Source organism: Ponticoccus sp. (in: a-proteobacteria) (assembly GCF_048381735.1).
The window spans coordinates 127,333-142,874 of the sequence record NZ_JBLXGL010000012.1; the positions used below are offsets into that span (position 1 = coordinate 127,333).

Below are 15,542 nucleotides of genomic sequence, written 5' to 3' on the forward strand. Positions count from 1 at the left end.
CGCGGCCTGCCCGGTCCGGGATCCCTCCGGGCCGGGCGCGAAGCCAAGGCAACCCGGGGCCCGCGCGGCCCCTCTTTCCCCCAAGGTGTCGCAATGCCCCCCTTCCTTGCCCCCGCCAACCTGCGGCAGACGGCGATAGCCGTGCTGGCCGTCCTGCTTGGCGCCTTCGTCTTCTACACCTCCTTCAGCGGGCCGTTCGAGTCGCTGGTGCAGCGCGCGCTCTTCGTCATGACGATCGCCGCGCTGGCCGTGCTGATGCACCCCCTCTTCGAAGGAACCCGCCTGCGCCCGCTGGGCATCGTGATCGACCTTGCCATCGTCGCGATCGTCACGACCTCGGGCTGCTACATCATCGGCCATTACGAAAGCATCATGACCGAACTGCCATGGGCCACGCCCTGGGACATGGCCATGGGCTTCGGCACCCTGCTCTGCGTGTTGGAGCTGGCGCGGCGCACGTCGAACTGGGTCTTCCCGCTGATCGTGCTGGCCGCCGTGGGCTATGCCTTCTTCGGCGACCTGATCCCCGGCCAATTCGGGCACCGCGGCTTCGACTCCGCCTACCTGACCGAGATCATCTTCCTCTCGGACCGGGGCCTGTGGGGGATGCTGGTCAACGTCGCCTCGACAACGCTGGCGGCCTTCGTGCTGTTTGGCGCAATCCTGCTGCACACCGGCGCCGGAGAGACCTTCTTCGACCTCTCGGCCCGGCTGGGCGGCGCGCGTCCCGGCGGCGCGGCCAAGATCGCCACCTTCGCCTCGGGCTTCTTCGGGGCCATCAACGGCTCGACCGTGGCCAATGTGGCGACCACCGGCAACTTCACCATCCCGCTGATGAAGCGGCTGAAGTACCCGCCCGCCTATGCCGGCGCGGTCGAGGCCATCGCCTCGACCGGCGGCCAGCTGGCGCCGCCGATCATGGGCACCGCCGCCTTCGTCATGGCCGAGCTGGTGGGGATGAACTACTGGTCCATCGCGCTGGCCGCCGTGGTCCCGGCACTGCTCTTTTACCTCGGCGTCTACAGCACCGTGCATGTGATCGCCCGCCGTCAGGGCTTCAGCCCCGTCACCGACGACAGCCTGCCCGACTGGCGCGGCGCCATGAGCCTTGCCCGGCTGGCGCCCATCGTCGCGGGCCTCGGCGGGCTGGCCTTCGGGGTGATCAACGGCAATTCGGTCGAACTGACCGCCTGCTACGGCATGATCGCCATGCTGGTCGCGGTCCTCGTCGCCCGCATCAGTCAGGGAGAGGACCCGCGCGCCGTCTTCGCCATCATCCTCCGCGCTCTCGAGGCGGGCGGCAAGGGCGTGGTGATCGTCGGCATCCTGCTGGTCGGCGCGCAGGTCTTCGTCGCCATGATCAACCTGACCGGCTTCGGCGTCGCCGTAACAGCAGCCGTTCTGGCCATCGGTCAGGGGCAGCTCTGGCTGATCGCGGGGCTGATGGCCGTGGTCTGCCTGATCGCGGGCATGGGCCTGCCGACCTCTGCGGCCTACGTCATGGTCGCGGCGGTCTTTGCCCCCGCGCTGATCCAGCAGGGCATCGACCCGCTGGTGGTGCATATGTTCGTGCTCTACTACGCCGCGCTGTCGGTCATCACGCCGCCGGTGTGCCTTGGCGTCTTCGTGGCCGCCACCATCGCAGAGGCGCCGTGGATCAAGGTCGCGGGCCAGACCCTGCGGCTGGGCGCCACCGCCTATGTGCTGCCGATGCTCTTCATCGCCTATCCCGGCATGCTGGGCGGCGGCGGGGCCGAGGGCATCGCCCGCGCGGTGCTGTCGGGTGCGGTTTTCGTGCTGGCCACGTCGCATCTGCTGGGCGGCGCGAAACTGCCCTGGAGCGGCGTTTCTCGCCTGCTCTGGGCGCTGCCCGCCGGGCTGGCGCTGATGGCGCCATGGCTGGCCACGCTGGGCGCGGCGGTGATCTTTGCGGGGCTCGTCATGGCCTCGCGCCGGGACGCCCTGCCCACCCCCTCCGCCGACACGCAACCCGCCTGAGAAGGAGCGCCCCCGATGACCAACGCAGAGTTCAAGGCCCGCATGGCCGCCCGCGCGCCGCTGATCGGCGCCTTCCTCAAGACCCCGCATCCCATCGTGATCGAGGTCATGGCCCGCGCCGGGTTCGACTTCGTCGTGGTGGATGCGGAACACGCGCCCTTCGACCGGGGCAGCGCCGACGCCATGGTGATGATGGGCCGCGCCATCGGCCTGCCGGTGGTGGTGCGCGTGCCCATGGCGACGCCCGAGTGGGTGCTCGGCATGGCCGATTCCGGCGCCGCCGGGCTGATGGTGCCGCATGTGGAAACCCCCGCGCAGGCACAGGCACTGGCGAAATCGCTCGCCTATGTCCCCGGCGGGCGCGGCTTTGCCGGCACCACCCGGGCGGCGGAATACGCGCGCCGCTCGCTGTCCGAACACCTTGGCCGCGCCCGCGACGAGATCGCGCTGATCTGCCAGATCGAGGACCCGGAGGGCGTGACGAACGCCGGGGCCATCGCCGCGGTCGAGGGCGTCGACGCGCTGTTCATCGGGCGCGCGGATCTTGCCGTCTCGCACGGGCTGGACGACTTCTTCGCCCCCGAAGTGGCCGAGATGACCCGCGCCATCCTTGGCGCAGAGGGCTGCGCCACCGGGCTATACTGCGCGCCCACCGAGACGCTGGACGCCCACCGCGCCGCCGGTGGCTCGCTCTTCGTGGTCGGCTCGGACCACACGCTGTTGCAGGGCGGCGGGGGCGCGCTGACGCAGTCCTTCCGCTCCGCCTTCCCCGCCTGACCCTTCGCCAGAGAGGACACCCCATGACCATCACCCATCTCAAGCGCGGCAAACCCGAGGACGCGCGCCAGCAGGACGACGCACAGACCCGCGCCACGGTCGAGGCCATCCTGGCCGACATCGAGACGCGCGGCGATGCCGCCGTCCGCGCGTTGTCCGAGAAATTCGACAGCTACAGCCCCGCCAGCTTTCGCCTCTCGCAGGGTGAGATCGACGCCCTGATCGCCACGCTGTCCGAGCAGGAGGTCGCGGACATCCGTTTCGCGCAGGCGCAGGTGGTGCGCTTCGCCGAGGCGCAGCGCGCCTCGATGACCGACGTCGAGGTCGAGACGCTGCCCGGCGTGATCCTCGGCCACAAGACCATCCCGGTGCAGTCGGTCGGCTGCTATGTGCCGGGCGGCAAGTTCCCCATGGTCGCTTCGGCGCATATGTCGGTGGCCACGGCCAAGGTCGCGGGCGTGCCGCGCATCGTCGCCTGCACGCCGCCGTTCAAAGGCCAGCCCAACGCGGCGGTGATCGCGGCCATGCACTTTGGCGGCGCGGACGAGATCTGGGTTCTGGGCGGCATTCAGGCGGTGGGCGCCATGGCGCTGGGGACCGAAAGCATGGAGCCGGTGCACATGCTCGTCGGCCCGGGCAACGCCTTCGTGGCAGAGGCCAAGCGCCAGCTTTACGGGCGAGTCGGCATCGACTTGTTTGCTGGCCCGACAGAGACCATGGTAATCGCCGACGACACCGTGGATGCAGAGCTTTGCGCCACCGATCTTCTGGGGCAGGCGGAACACGGCTACAACTCGCCCGCCGTGCTGGTCACCAACTCGCGCAAGCTGGCCGAGGGCACGCTGAGCGAGATCGACCGCCTGCTGACCATCCTGCCCACCGCCGACACCGCCCGCGCGTCGTGGCAGGATTACGGCGAGGTCATCCTCTGCGACACCCACGACGAGATGCTGGCGGTCGCCAATGACATCGCCTCCGAACATGTGCAGGTGATGACCGACCGCGACGACTGGTATCTGGACAACATGCACAGCTACGGCGCGCTCTTCCTCGGGCCCCGGACCAACGTGGCCAACGGCGACAAGGTGATCGGCACCAACCACACGCTGCCGACCAAGAAGGCGGGGCGCTACACCGGCGGGCTCTGGGTCGGCAAGTTCCTGAAGACGCACAGCTATCAGCGCATCACCACCGACGAGGCGGCAGCCGAGATCGGCGCCTATGGCTCGCGCCTCTGCCTGCTCGAAGGCTTCGTGGGCCATGCCGAGCAATGCAACATCCGCGTGCGCCGCTACGGGGGCGTGACCCTGCCCTACGGCTGCGCCGCCGCGCCGAAGCAGGCGGCGGAATGAGGTGAGGGACTGACGGTCCGAGCACAGATCGAGTCGACCCGAAAGGAAAAGGGCAGCGCCGTCCCGCGGGGTGGCGCAGCCCGGCCTGCCGCCGGGCGGGACATACCTGCCCAGTCCCGCACGGGGTTCCGAAATCTCGAGCCGCCATCCCGCAACCGCAACAGGGACGCGCGTGCACGCGGCCCGGTTGAAGAATGCAGCCGCCCCCGCCCACAACCAAGGACGACCCCATGAAACTGCCCGCCACCCCGGCCTTCACCCTTCACGGCAAACGCGCGCTGGTGACCGGCGCGACCTCTGGCATCGGGCTTGGCGCGGCCACCGCACTGGCCCGGGCGGGCGCCCATGTGGTGGCCGTGGCCCGCCGCCCCGCCCCGCTGGCCGATCTGGCGCAGGCCATGGCCGACGAGGGCCTGTCCTGCGAGACGCTGGCGCTGGATATCGGCGACGTCATGGCCACCCGCGCCGCGTTTGAGGCGATGGAGGCGCCGGACATCGTCGTGAACTCTGCCGGACTGGCGCGCCACGGCCCCGCGCTCGACACCACGCCAGAGGATTTCGACGCGGTCATGCATGTGAACCTGCGCGCCGCCTATTTCCTTTCGACCGCCGCCGCGCGGCAGATGATCGCCTCGACCGCCGCCGCGCGGCAGATGATCGCCGCCGGAAAGCCCGGCGCGATCCTGCATGTCAGCAGCCAGATGGGCCATGTCGGCGGCATCGACCGGGGCGTCTACTGCGCCTCGAAACACGCGATCGAAGGCATGGTAAAGGCGATGGCGCTGGAATGGGCCAAGGCGGGCGTGCGGATCAACACCCTGTGCCCCACCTTCATCCGCACCCCACTGGGAGAACAGACGCTGAAGGATCCCGCCCGCCGGGCCTGGATCGAGGACAAGATCAAACTGGGCCGGGTCGGAGAGATCGAGGACATCATGGGCGCCGTCGTCTACCTGTGCTCGGAGGCTTCGGCGCTGGTGACAGGCACCTCGCTTCTGGTCGACGGCGGCTGGACCACCGACTGAGCCCCCGTCCGGGCGCGCCGCGGTTATCTTCCTTCATGTCCGCGACGCGTTGCAGGCCGCTGGCAGGTTTGACCGCGCTCCTGCAAAGGCGGCTCTTTGTCCATCTGAAGCGTTGTACCGGCCTGCGCCCGATGCGACATCGCGCAGCCCAAGCGGCAACCGAGCCAGTCCAACGCCCCGAACCGCCGCAAACCGGACGGCTCACTGACCCCGCCAGCCCCATCCGAACAGGGCTGGCGCTCGGCCTGCTTTGAACCGGTGGCCGGATGCGCGCCGCCAGCCCGACAGTCCGCCCCCCCCGCGTGGAAGACCCCCATGGCGCGGCATCACGGGCAGCGCGGGCCCGTGGCCGCGCGGGCGGTCCTCAGGCCAGCATCTGGCCGTCGCCGCAGACCGATATGGCCTGTCCCGAGATCGTGCACCCGCGCGGGCTGGTCAGGAACAGGATCTGGTCGGCGATTTGCTCGGGCGTCACGTAGTCCTTGATCGAGGTGTAGGAAAAGGCCTCGGCCTCGACCTGCTCGAAGCTCAGGCCCCGGCGCTGCGCCTTGGCCTCCAGCACCCGGCGCTGGCGGTCGCCCGCGACGATGCCGGGGAGGATGGCGTTGCAGCGGATGCCGTCGCGGCCCAGCTCGATCGACAGCGACTTGGTGAAGCCGATGACGCCCCATTTCGCCGCCGCGTAGGGGGTGCGCATGGCAAAACCCAGCCGCCCGGCCAGCGAGGACAGGTTGACGATCGAGGCATTGGCGCTGTCCCGCAGCGCCGGGACCGCGTGACGCACGCAGTGGAACTGCGCGGTCAGGCAGATCGCCAGCGTCGAATCCCAGTCCGCCGGGTCCAGTTCCTCGACCGGGGCGGTCGGACCGGCGATGCCCGCATTGTTCACGAGGATGTCCAGCCCGCCCAGATGCGCCTGCGCCGCCGCCATGAAGCCCGCGATCTGGCCCGCGTCACCCATGTCGGCGCGCTGGCGAAAGACCTCGGCGGGCAGCGTGTCGAGCGCCTCCTCGTCGATGTCGCAGGTCGCCACGCGGGCACCCTCGGCCAGATAGGCCTCTACGATGGCGCGGCCGATGCCCTGCGCGCCTGCGGTGACGATGACCCGCGCGCCCTCCAGCTCCAGTTTCATGTGATGATCCTCCTCCGATTGTCGTCCGTCTCGACGCCGCCATGGGCGCGGATAAGCTCTGATGCGACGCGGATGTCTTCCGCGATGGCCCGGGCCGCGGTGTCGCCGTCGCGGGCGCGCAGCGCCTGGCAGAGCAGGCGGTGATGGGCGCGGGAATGGTGGCTGCGAGACCGCTCGGCGTCTTCGCTTTCGCTGGCGCCGGTGTCGACGCCGATGTCGAAGTTGATCACCGGCCCGGCCTTCAGCCAGAGCACGCCGATGACCTCCATCAGCGCGGGCGACCGCGCCGCGCGGTAGACGGCGAAATGCAGGTCCTTGTTGGCGGCCACCGCCGCCGCGCTGCCATAGGCCTGGTCCAGCACCTCTTCGAAGCGCTCGGCCAGCGCGGCGATCTGCGCGACCTCGGCCTTGCCCGCGCGTTCCGCCGCCAGCCGCGCCGCCTGCCCCTCGTTCAGCATGCGCACCATGGTCAGGTCGGCGAATTCCTCTGCCGTCATCAGAGGCACCATGACCGCGCGCTTGGGCGAAACCTGCAGCGCGCCGCTGGCGGCAAGGCGACTCACCGCCTCGCGCACGGGCATCATCGAAACCTCCAGCCGTTCCGACAGATCGCGCAGGGACAGCCGGTCGCGGGGCCTGAGGGCGCCCGACAACAGCATCTCTGACAGCGTGTCAAACACCTGTTCCGAAAGAGTTTGTCGGCGGGCGGGTTCTATGCGGTCAAGCGGCTGGGTCATGATCTTTCTTAACGTCTGTTGACACCTTCACGGCCAATCTGCAACTGTGATCTCAGATCACAGTAGATCGGTCTCTACTGCAAGTCCTGATCCACCGGCGGAGGAGGAAAGTCAGCCGGAAAGGTCAGGGGACCGGTCGGGTGTGGTTCTCGGGCACATGTTCCAGGGAGGAATACCATGAAAACGACCATGACGAACCGCAGGGGATTCCTGCGGGCGGGGGCGGCTGGCCTTGCGCTGGGTGTCGCGGCCCCGGCCTACCTGCGCGCGCAGGGCGCGCCGCTGAAGATCGGCCACCTGACGCCGACCACCGGCTTTCTCGGGCCGCTTGGCGAATACGCCCAGATGGGCATCAAGCTGGCGGTCGACCACATCAACGCCAATGGCGGCGCCGGAGGCCGTCAGGTCGAGCTGATCATGGAGGACAGCGTCAACCCGCAGACCGCCTCGACCAAGGCCGAGCGCATGTTCGAGCGCGATCAGGTCGACATGATCATCGGCGAGATTTCCTCGGCCTCGTGCCTGACGATCAGCCAGGTCGCGGCGCGCTACGGCAAGGTCTTCGTCAACACCGGCGGCAACTCTGACAGCCTGCGCGGGCAGGACTGCAACCGCTACATGTTCCACGTCGAGACGCAGAACTCGATGTATGTCAACGCCGAGGGCCAGTACTTCAAGACGCAGGACATGGTCGAGGGCAAGAACTGGTACATGATGACGGCGGATTATGCCTTCGGGCATGACCTGCTGGCGGCGGCCAAGGCCTTCCTCGATACCAACGGCGGCCAGATCGCGGGCGAAGACCTTGTGCCCACCGATGCCACCGACTTCTCGTCCTACATGCTGAAGATCCGTCAGGCCCAGCCGGACGTGGTGGCGCTGAACCTCGCGGGCACGCAGATCACCAATTTCTTCAAGCAATACGGCGAGTTCGGGCTGGACTTCACCCTTGGCGGCTTCGGCTTCGACACCGTGTCGGCCTGGGCTGCGGGCGCGCAGAACTTCCGCGGGACGTGGCCGAACGTCTGGAACCACCTGGTGCAGAACGACGCCAGCCAGGCCTTCGTGCAGGCCTTCACCGAGGCCTACGGCAAGCCGCCGGAGAACCAGGCCTGGGGCGACTACAACGCCGGTCTCATCATGGCCAGGGCCGTGGCAGAGGCGGGCGACGCGGGCGGCGATGCCCTTGTCGACTACCTCGAAAGCGAAGAGGCCCAGTTCGACCTGATGAAGAACCGCAAGGGCTATTTCCGCGCCTCGGATCACCAGCTGATCCAGGAGATCTACGCGATCACCGCCCTTCCGGCGGACGAGGCGCAGAACGAATACGACATCTTCACCACATCCGAGCCGCTGCCGGGGTCCGACGAGCCGCTTGAGACGCTGGCGCAAAGCGTCACCGGCGGGACCTGTTCCCTCTGAACCATCCGGGCGGGGCGTTCGCGCGCCCTGCCCGCCTATCCAAGAAACAAAATGGGGGGAGACGCACCGCCATGCTGGGGCTATTCATCGCGCAGGTTCTGAACGGGTTGCTGGACGGCACCTATTACCTGCTCATCGCGCTGGGACTGTCGCTGATCTTCTCGCTGGGCGGGATCATCAACCTTGCGCACGGGGCCTTCTTCGCCATCGGCGCCTATCTGGCGATCGTCATCACGCCCTACGTGGGCTTCTTCGGCGCGCTGGTGCTGGTGCCGCTGATCGTGGCGGGGCTGGGGATGCTGACCGAGCGGACGCTGTTTACCCGCTTCTACCGCATCGACCCGCTCTATTCGCTGCTGCTGACCTTCGGCCTTGCCATGGTGATCGAGCAGGGGCTGCGCTGGGTCTTCGGCGCCTCTCCGCAGAACTACAACATGCCCGACATCCTGCGCGGTCAGGTCTTCATGGGCGACTTCATCTATTCGCGCTATCGCCTCTTCCTCATCGCCGTGGCGGTGACGGCGGTCGCCGCGCTCTGGGTGCTGCTGAACAAGACCTCTTTCGGGCGGATCGTGCGCGCGGGCGTGCAGAACCCCGAGATCGTGGGTTCCTTGGGCATCTCGCTGCGCCCCTACCTTTCGGCCATCGCGGGCATCGCCATCGGCCTTGCGGGGCTGGCGGGCGTACTTCTGTCGCCCATTCACACCGTACACCCGGCGATGGGGGCCGAGATCATCGTGCTGGCCTTCGTCGTGGTGGTGATCGGCGGGCTGGGGTCCTTCTGGGGCGTCATCCTTGCCGCCGTGCTGGTCGGTCTGACCAAGGGCCTCTTCGTGGCGGTGGGCTGGTCGACATGGTCGACCGCCGCCATCTTCCTGCTGATGTTCGTGGTCCTGCTGGTGCGCCCGCGCGGGCTGCTGGGCGAACGCATCCTCCGGTTCGAGTGACGTCATGATCCGCATCCATCCGCTTTTGATCGCCGCAGCGGCGCTTGTCGCGCTGCCCTTCGTCATCATCGCCGCGGGCCTGACCTATACCTCGGCCACCGAGGTCGTGGTCTACGGCCTGGCCTGCATGGGCCTGAACATCCTTGCGGGCCGCACAGGGCTGGTCAGCTTCGGCCACGGCGCGTGGTTCGGGCTGGGCGCCTACCTGGCGGGGCTGACCTCGCTGGCCATGGGCGGCGCCTTCTTCGTGCCGCTTCTGGTCGCGGTGATCGCCACCGCCGTCATCGCCACCGGCTTCGGCGCGCTGATCCTGCGCCGCCGGGGGGTCTATTTCTCGCTGATGACGCTGGCGCTTTCGGCGCTCGGCTTTTCCATCGCCTTCCGCTGGACCGAGGTCACCGGCGGCGAGAACGGCCTTGGCGGGATCGAGCGCCCGGCCTTCGCGGGCCTCGATTTCAGCATGTCGCAGCCCTACTACTGGCTGGTGGCCCTGATCGCCTTCGCTGTCATGGTCCTGCTCTGGCGCTTCAACAACTCGCCACTGGGCACCGTCCTTCTGGCCATCCGCGAGAACGAGCAGCGCGCGCGCTTCCTTGGCTACAAGGTCGACCGTTACAAGCTTGCGGCCTTCGTCCTGTCCGCCACGATCACGGCGCTGGCGGGGGTGCTGCTGCTTTACAAGAACCGCATGACCTCGGCAGAGCCGATGTCGGTGATCTTCTCGGGCGAGCTGCTGGCCATGGTCGTCATCGGCGGGATGCGCAGCTACCTTGGCCCGGCCCTGGGCGCGCTCTTCTACATCCTCTTCCGCGAGTATCTGTCGATCTACACCGACAACTGGCTGTTGTGGTTCGGCCTTGTCTTCATGGGCTTCGTGCTGTTCGCGCGCGAGGGGTTGATCGGCATTCCCGGCCAGATCCGCCGCTATCTGAACCCACCGGCAGAGACCGGCGCCGCCATGGCGGGCCGCAAGGCCGGGGTGCATCCCCTGCCCGACTTCCTGAAACCCGCGCAGCACAGCGACGGACCCTTGCTGGAGGCCAAGGGCATCTCCAAGGCCTTCGGCGGGCTGAAGGCGGTGAACGCGGTGGACATTTCGGTCCGCGACCGCTCGCTTCATGCCCTGATCGGCCCCAACGGGGCGGGCAAGACCACCGCCTTCAACCTGATGTCCGGGCTGTATAAACCCGACGCGGGCAGCGTGACCCTGATGGGCCAGCCGCTGTCGGGCCGCACGCCAGAGGAAATCTCGGCGGCGGGCATCGGGCGCAGCTTCCAGATCACCAACCTGTTCCCCTCGCTGACCGTACAGGAGAACATCCGCCTCGCGGTGCAGGCGGGCGACGCGCAGCGCATGAACCCGCTGATCCGCGCCCGCACCCTTTCGGAGGTCAACGCCCATACCGCGCAGATCATGGAATACGCGGGCCTCTCGGGGATGGAGGACGCCGAGGCTGCCTCGCTCTCTTACGGCGGGCAGCGGCTCTTGGACCTTGGCCTTGCGCTGGGGAACCACCCGCGCATCCTGCTGGCGGACGAGCCGCTTGCAGGCCTTTCGGTGGCAGAGCGCGAGCGCATCGGCCACCTGCTCAAGGCGCTCTCGGCGGATATCCCGGTGCTGCTGGTGGAACACGACATCGACCGCGTCTTTGAACTGGCCGACCACGTCACCGTGATGAACGAGGGCGAGGTGCTGCTGGACGGCACCGTGGCCGACGCGCGCGGCGACAAGCGCGTGCAAGAGGTCTACATCGGCTCGGGCACCTCTGCGGTGGCGGGAAAGGAGCGCACCAGCGCCGTACAGGACAAGGTGCTGCTGTCGCTGGACAAGGTCAACGTCAGCTATGGCAAGAGCCATATCATCCACGACGTCAGCTTCGACCTTCGGCAGGGCGAGATCCTCGCGCTTCTGGGCCGCAACGGCGCGGGCAAGTCGACGCTGCTGAAGGCGCTGATCGGCATCGCCCCGGTCAGCAGCGGCGCGATCACGCTGGACGGCACGCCCATTCACGGCCTCAGCTCGGCGGCCATGGCGCGGGCGGGCATCTCTTACGTGCCGCAGGGGCGCGGCCTTTTCGCGGGCATGTCGGTGCGCGACAACCTCGAACTGGGCCGCATCCGCCGCCAGACAGGCGCGGGCATCCACTGGGACGAAGAGCGCATCCTGTCCTACTTCCCCCGCCTGAAGGAACGCATCGACACGCCCGCCGACTACCTCTCGGGCGGCGAGCAGCAGATGGCCGCCGTGGCCCGCGCGCTGTCCGGCGACACCCGCGTGCTGCTGCTGGACGAACCCTTCGAGGGGCTGTCCCCCGCCATCGTCGAGCAGCTGTTCGAGACCTTCGACCGCTTGCGCGAAGAGGTGTCCATCATCATCGTGGACCACAACCTCGACCTCGCGCTGACGCTCTCGGACCGCACCGTCGCGCTGGAACGCGGCAGCATCATCCATGACGGGCCCTCCGCCGCGCTGGCCCATGACATCGACCTGCGCCGCCAGGTCCTGTGGCTGTAACGAAAGGGACCTGACATGACCGAGACAGTCGCCATCATCGGCGCGGGCCTGATCGGCCGCGCATGGAGCGCACTTTTCGCCCGCGCCGGGCATTCCGTGCAGGTCTGGGACGCCGATTCCGCCGTTCTGGACCGCTTCGCCGCCGACATGGCCGTGCTCTGCGACACCCTGCTGGCCGAGGGCCTCTTGCAGGACCGCGACGGGACGCTGACCCGCATCCGCACCTGTCCCACGCTGGAAGAGGCGGTCGCGGGCGTCAGCTTCGTGCAGGAGAACGGGCCCGAGAAGATCGAGGTCAAGACCGACCTCTTCGCCCGGCTCGACGCGGCCACCCCGCCCGGCGCGATCATCGCCTCCTCGACCTCCGCCATCGTCGCCTCGCGCTTTACCGAGGGGCTTGAACACCGGCACCGCTGCCTCGTCGGGCACCCGGTGAACCCGCCGCATCTTGTCCCGGTGGTCGAGCTTTGCCCCGCGCCATGGACCGCGACAGAGACCATGGACCGCGCCGAAGCGCTCTACCGCGATATCGGGCAGGTGCCGGTGCGCATGACCCGCGAGCGCGACGGCTTTGTCTTGAACCGCCTGCAGGGCGCCCTGCTGGGCGAAGCGCTGCGGCTCTTGGGTGAGGGCGTCGTCAGCGTCGAGGGGCTGGACGCCACCATCAAGGACGGGCTGGGCCTGCGATGGGCGCTGATGGGGCCGATCGAGACCATCGACCTGAACGCCCCCGGCGGCATCATCGACTACGCCACCCGCTACGGCGGCTTCTACGCGCGTTTGGCCGAGGAACCGGCGGGACCGGAGGTCTTTTCCGTCGACAACGCCGAGAAGATCGCCGCAACATGGCCACAGGACCGCAGCCCCGAGACCATCCGCGCCCGGCAGGACAGGCGTGACGCGCGCCTTGCCGCCCTGCGCCGGCACCTTGCATCCGAACAATCCTGAAGGAGCCCCAGACCATGGCGAAACCCCGCAAGGTCATCATCACCTGCGCCGTGACCGGCGCGATCCACACGCCCTCGATGTCCGAACACCTGCCGGTGACGGCCTCGGAAATCGCCGACGCCGCCATCGGCGCGGCCAAGGCGGGCGCGGCCATCGTGCACCTGCACGCCCGCAACCCCGAGGACGGCAGCCCCGACCAGTCGCCCGAGGCCTTCGCGCCCTTCCTCGGCGTGATCAAGCAGGCCTCGGACTGCGTGGTGAACATCACCACCGGCGGCGCGCCCACCATGACCATCGAGGAACGCGTCCGCCCGGCGGAAACGCACCGCCCCGAGGTCGCCTCTCTGAACATGGGGTCGATGAACTTCGGCCTCTTCCCGATGCTCAAGCGCTTTCCGAACCCCAAACACCAGTGGGAACGCGACTACCTCGGCAACAAGAACATCATCTTCAACAACAGCTTCGGCCAGATCGAATACATCCTGACGACGCTCGGACCGCTCGGCACCCGGTTCGAGTTCGAATGCTACGACACGGCGCATCTCTATAACCTCAAGCACTTCCTCGACGCCGGACTGGTCAAGGCGCCGCTGTTCATCCAGACGGTCTTTGGCCTGATGGGCGGCATCGGCGCGCATCCCGACGACGTCATGCACATGAAGCGCACGGCGGACCGGCTGTTCGGCGACCAGTACCAGTGGTCGGTTCTGGGCGCGGGCAAGAACCAGCTGCCCATCGCGGCGATGGCGGCGGCCATGGGCGGCAATATCCGCGTCGGGCTGGAGGATTCGCTCTGGGCCGGACCGGGGCAACTGGCGCGCAGCAACGCCGAGCAGGTGACGAAGGCCCGCCAGATCATCGAGGGGCTGGGGCTGGAACTGGCAACCCCGGACGAGGCGCGCGAGATCCTGCACCTGAAGGGGGCGGATCAGGTCGGCTTCTGACCGGCCCTGACGGACGGGGGCGCGGCGCACTCGATCCGGTTCACCGGAGGCCGGGGCGCTGCTTTCGCGCGTCGACCTTACCCCCGGATACGGGCTGTTGATCGCCGGGTTGCGCGGCACCGTCGGCGTCGCGTCCGGGCAGGCACGGCAAGCGACGGTCGCGGTGCCGGATCCATCCCGTGACCGTCCTCGACCGCCGGACCCCGAAGCGCCCGGGCATCGCCAACGCGCTTCTCCGGTCCGGGGCACCCCCCGCGCCGGAAGACGAACTGCGGGCACGGGCATCGCGAACGAAGGCGGCACAGGCGCCCGCCTTCCGGTTCGCATCAGGGGGCAGGTCGCCGACCCAAGGCATGTCCGGCAGCGGAGCCTCCGGCGCATCCCCCGGGCGGGCAAGGCGCGGTCTGGCCTGGGGGCTGACAGGGGAAACACCCCGCTGGACGGCAAGCGCCGTAATGGCCGCCATTGGCAATTCCACTCGACTTTTGCCCGGAATTCTGCAATGCAGAAGGCGATGGTGACCGGCCTGAAAGGGCCGGTTTAAAAGGGAATGCGGTGAGGGCCTTGACCCAACTCCGCAACTGCCCCCGCAACTGTGAGCGGCGAGCGACCCCGAAGAACACCACTGAACCGAAGCGGTTCGGGAAGGTTCGGGAAAGCGGCGACCCGCAAGTCAGGAGACCTGCCATCTCCGGTGCGTGCTGTTGCGCACCGCAGTCACCTTAACCCGGGCGGGGCGCTCTGGGACTGGAGAGACGACATATGGACCTGACGGCCCTGTGGACATCGCCGCCTCCGTTCATGCGCCCTCCCCTGCGCGGAGGGCGCAATGACACTGGAACGCACGATCCTTCAACTCGACACCGGAGAGATGCCAGCCGACGAGGCGCGGCAAATGGGGCAGCTTGGCTATATGCAATGGATCGCGGGCTTGCCGGGCAATGCGGATTATCTGCAGGCCGCGCGGGGCGCCTTTGACAAGGCCGCTCCGTTCATGGGCCACTCGCCGGCCGTGGCGGAATTCTGCAGACTTCTGACACGCTCACTGGAAGCGCCGCTGACGCCATTGCCCCTTGCGATGCCAAAGCGGCAGAGGCGCGGCGGCGCGCAGGCCCGACGGTCCTACCGCCTGCCGCATTGAACCCTCACGCAGGGGCCGCCGCCGCAGGAAAGCCGTAGCCCTGAAGGCCTCCTCTGCCTGAGCGAACAGGGGGCGCCTTGCGGAAGCATTTGCCAAGGACGACCGACCGGCCCTCGCTTGTGAAGCGCGCGCCGTAACCCGAGACCCGTCAACCGGCGGCACCCCGCTTGGCGCCCCGGGCGGTCGGTTCACGCTGGTGGACCATGTCCGGGCCGCTGAAGGCCCATCCCGGCACGGGCGGACAAGCAGGCCGCGCCGCACGGTCCCGGCCCCGCGCAACAGCCGCGCATCTGCTCGCCGCCGACCTTGACATCGAGGTCCCGGCCAACCCTGGCGGGCCCGGTCCTGTCGGCCACCAGAGCAGCAATCCCGGCGCCCGGGCCAATCCGGGGACCAGCCGCTTTGCACCCCGGCGGGCCGAAAGGCCAAAGACCGATATCCCGCGCCGCGACCAGAGCCCGCACGACCCGGGGGGGATCCGCGCCGACATCCGCAACACCCGCCGTGCTTGGGAAAGGCCGCGAAACCGGCCCGGCGGTCGCTCTGCACCCATGCCTCAATGCCCCGACACGGGACTATCGAAATAATCGATAGCGGTAAAAAA

At 68.3% G+C, this 15,542-nt stretch carries 12 protein-coding genes and 1 riboswitch; of the genes, 10 read left to right on the forward strand and 2 right to left on the reverse strand.

Features of this window, described 5'->3' with window-relative positions:
- Positions 1-93 precede the first annotated feature (93 nt).
- From ACN5KJ_RS17900 to ACN5KJ_RS17915, 4 genes are all read left to right on the forward strand, one after another.
- Positions 94-1,998 carry a TRAP transporter permease gene (locus ACN5KJ_RS17900; RefSeq protein WP_418595280.1) on the forward strand — a complete coding sequence of 635 codons (1,905 nt, stop codon included), beginning with the start codon at positions 94-96 and terminating at the stop codon, positions 1,996-1,998.
- A 15-nt stretch (positions 1,999-2,013) separates the two neighbouring features.
- Positions 2,014-2,775, forward strand: coding sequence for an HpcH/HpaI aldolase family protein (locus ACN5KJ_RS17905; protein ID WP_418595281.1), 762 nt, complete (start codon positions 2,014-2,016; stop codon positions 2,773-2,775).
- Positions 2,776-2,798: 23 nt separating this feature from the next.
- Positions 2,799-4,127: a histidinol dehydrogenase gene (gene hisD, locus ACN5KJ_RS17910; protein WP_418595282.1), complete on the forward strand. Its 1,329-nt coding sequence runs from the start codon at positions 2,799-2,801 to the stop codon at positions 4,125-4,127.
- A 230-nt stretch (positions 4,128-4,357) separates the two neighbouring features.
- Positions 4,358-5,152, forward strand: a complete 795-nt coding sequence (locus ACN5KJ_RS17915; RefSeq protein WP_418595283.1) for an SDR family NAD(P)-dependent oxidoreductase — start codon at positions 4,358-4,360, stop codon at positions 5,150-5,152.
- A 364-nt stretch (positions 5,153-5,516) separates the two neighbouring features.
- Here ACN5KJ_RS17915 and ACN5KJ_RS17920 read toward each other — a convergent pair whose 3' ends face one another.
- Together ACN5KJ_RS17920 and ACN5KJ_RS17925 are read right to left on the reverse strand one after the other, a co-directional pair.
- Positions 5,517-6,284, reverse strand: coding sequence for an SDR family oxidoreductase (locus tag ACN5KJ_RS17920; RefSeq protein WP_418595284.1), 768 nt, complete (start codon positions 6,282-6,284; stop codon positions 5,517-5,519).
- Positions 6,281-7,021, reverse strand: coding sequence for a GntR family transcriptional regulator (locus ACN5KJ_RS17925; RefSeq protein ID WP_418595285.1), 741 nt, complete (start codon positions 7,019-7,021; stop codon positions 6,281-6,283). The genes ACN5KJ_RS17920 and ACN5KJ_RS17925 overlap by 4 nt, the downstream gene beginning before the upstream one ends.
- 177 nt (positions 7,022-7,198) lie before the next feature.
- On the opposite strand from ACN5KJ_RS17925, the gene ACN5KJ_RS17930 reads away from it, so the two are divergent.
- From ACN5KJ_RS17930 to ACN5KJ_RS17955, 6 genes are all read left to right on the forward strand, one after another.
- Positions 7,199-8,443 carry an ABC transporter substrate-binding protein gene (locus ACN5KJ_RS17930; RefSeq protein ID WP_418595286.1) on the forward strand — a complete coding sequence of 415 codons (1,245 nt, stop codon included), beginning with the start codon at positions 7,199-7,201 and terminating at the stop codon, positions 8,441-8,443.
- A 71-nt stretch (positions 8,444-8,514) separates the two neighbouring features.
- On the forward strand, positions 8,515-9,390 hold the full coding sequence (locus ACN5KJ_RS17935) for a branched-chain amino acid ABC transporter permease (RefSeq protein ID WP_418595287.1): 876 nt from the start codon (positions 8,515-8,517) through the stop codon (positions 9,388-9,390).
- A 4-nt stretch (positions 9,391-9,394) separates the two neighbouring features.
- The gene (locus ACN5KJ_RS17940; RefSeq protein WP_418595288.1) at positions 9,395-11,905 is read left to right on the forward strand and encodes an ATP-binding cassette domain-containing protein; all 2,511 of its coding nucleotides are present in this window, start codon (positions 9,395-9,397) and stop codon (positions 11,903-11,905) included.
- A gap of 15 nt (positions 11,906-11,920) precedes the next feature.
- On the forward strand, positions 11,921-12,853 hold the full coding sequence (locus ACN5KJ_RS17945; protein ID WP_418595289.1) for a 3-hydroxyacyl-CoA dehydrogenase: 933 nt from the start codon (positions 11,921-11,923) through the stop codon (positions 12,851-12,853).
- A 14-nt stretch (positions 12,854-12,867) separates the two neighbouring features.
- Positions 12,868-13,797, forward strand: a complete 930-nt coding sequence (locus tag ACN5KJ_RS17950) for a 3-keto-5-aminohexanoate cleavage protein (protein WP_418595290.1) — start codon at positions 12,868-12,870, stop codon at positions 13,795-13,797.
- 498 nt (positions 13,798-14,295) lie between these two features.
- Positions 14,296-14,502: riboswitch (cobalamin riboswitch) on the forward strand.
- 124 nt (positions 14,503-14,626) lie between these two features.
- Positions 14,627-14,938 carry a hypothetical protein gene (locus ACN5KJ_RS17955; protein ID WP_418595291.1) on the forward strand — a complete coding sequence of 104 codons (312 nt, stop codon included), beginning with the start codon at positions 14,627-14,629 and terminating at the stop codon, positions 14,936-14,938.
- The last annotated feature ends 604 nt before the right edge of the window (positions 14,939-15,542 follow it).

Coding starts and splice junctions, on each gene's coding strand:
- ACN5KJ_RS17930 (WP_418595286.1), top strand. CDS start 7,199: ATGAAAACGACCATGACGAACCGCAGGGGATTCCTGCGGGCGGGGGCG.
- ACN5KJ_RS17925 (WP_418595285.1), bottom strand. CDS start 7,021: ATGACCCAGCCGCTTGACCGCATAGAACCCGCCCGCCGACAAACTCTT.
- ACN5KJ_RS17920 (WP_418595284.1), bottom strand. CDS start 6,284: ATGAAACTGGAGCTGGAGGGCGCGCGGGTCATCGTCACCGCAGGCGCG.
- ACN5KJ_RS17905 (WP_418595281.1), top strand. CDS start 2,014: ATGACCAACGCAGAGTTCAAGGCCCGCATGGCCGCCCGCGCGCCGCTG.
- ACN5KJ_RS17950 (WP_418595290.1), top strand. CDS start 12,868: ATGGCGAAACCCCGCAAGGTCATCATCACCTGCGCCGTGACCGGCGCG.
- ACN5KJ_RS17915 (WP_418595283.1), top strand. CDS start 4,358: ATGAAACTGCCCGCCACCCCGGCCTTCACCCTTCACGGCAAACGCGCG.
- hisD (WP_418595282.1), top strand. CDS start 2,799: ATGACCATCACCCATCTCAAGCGCGGCAAACCCGAGGACGCGCGCCAG.
- ACN5KJ_RS17935 (WP_418595287.1), top strand. CDS start 8,515: ATGCTGGGGCTATTCATCGCGCAGGTTCTGAACGGGTTGCTGGACGGC.
- ACN5KJ_RS17955 (WP_418595291.1), top strand. CDS start 14,627: ATGACACTGGAACGCACGATCCTTCAACTCGACACCGGAGAGATGCCA.
- ACN5KJ_RS17945 (WP_418595289.1), top strand. CDS start 11,921: ATGACCGAGACAGTCGCCATCATCGGCGCGGGCCTGATCGGCCGCGCA.
- ACN5KJ_RS17940 (WP_418595288.1), top strand. CDS start 9,395: ATGATCCGCATCCATCCGCTTTTGATCGCCGCAGCGGCGCTTGTCGCG.
- ACN5KJ_RS17900 (WP_418595280.1), top strand. CDS start 94: ATGCCCCCCTTCCTTGCCCCCGCCAACCTGCGGCAGACGGCGATAGCC.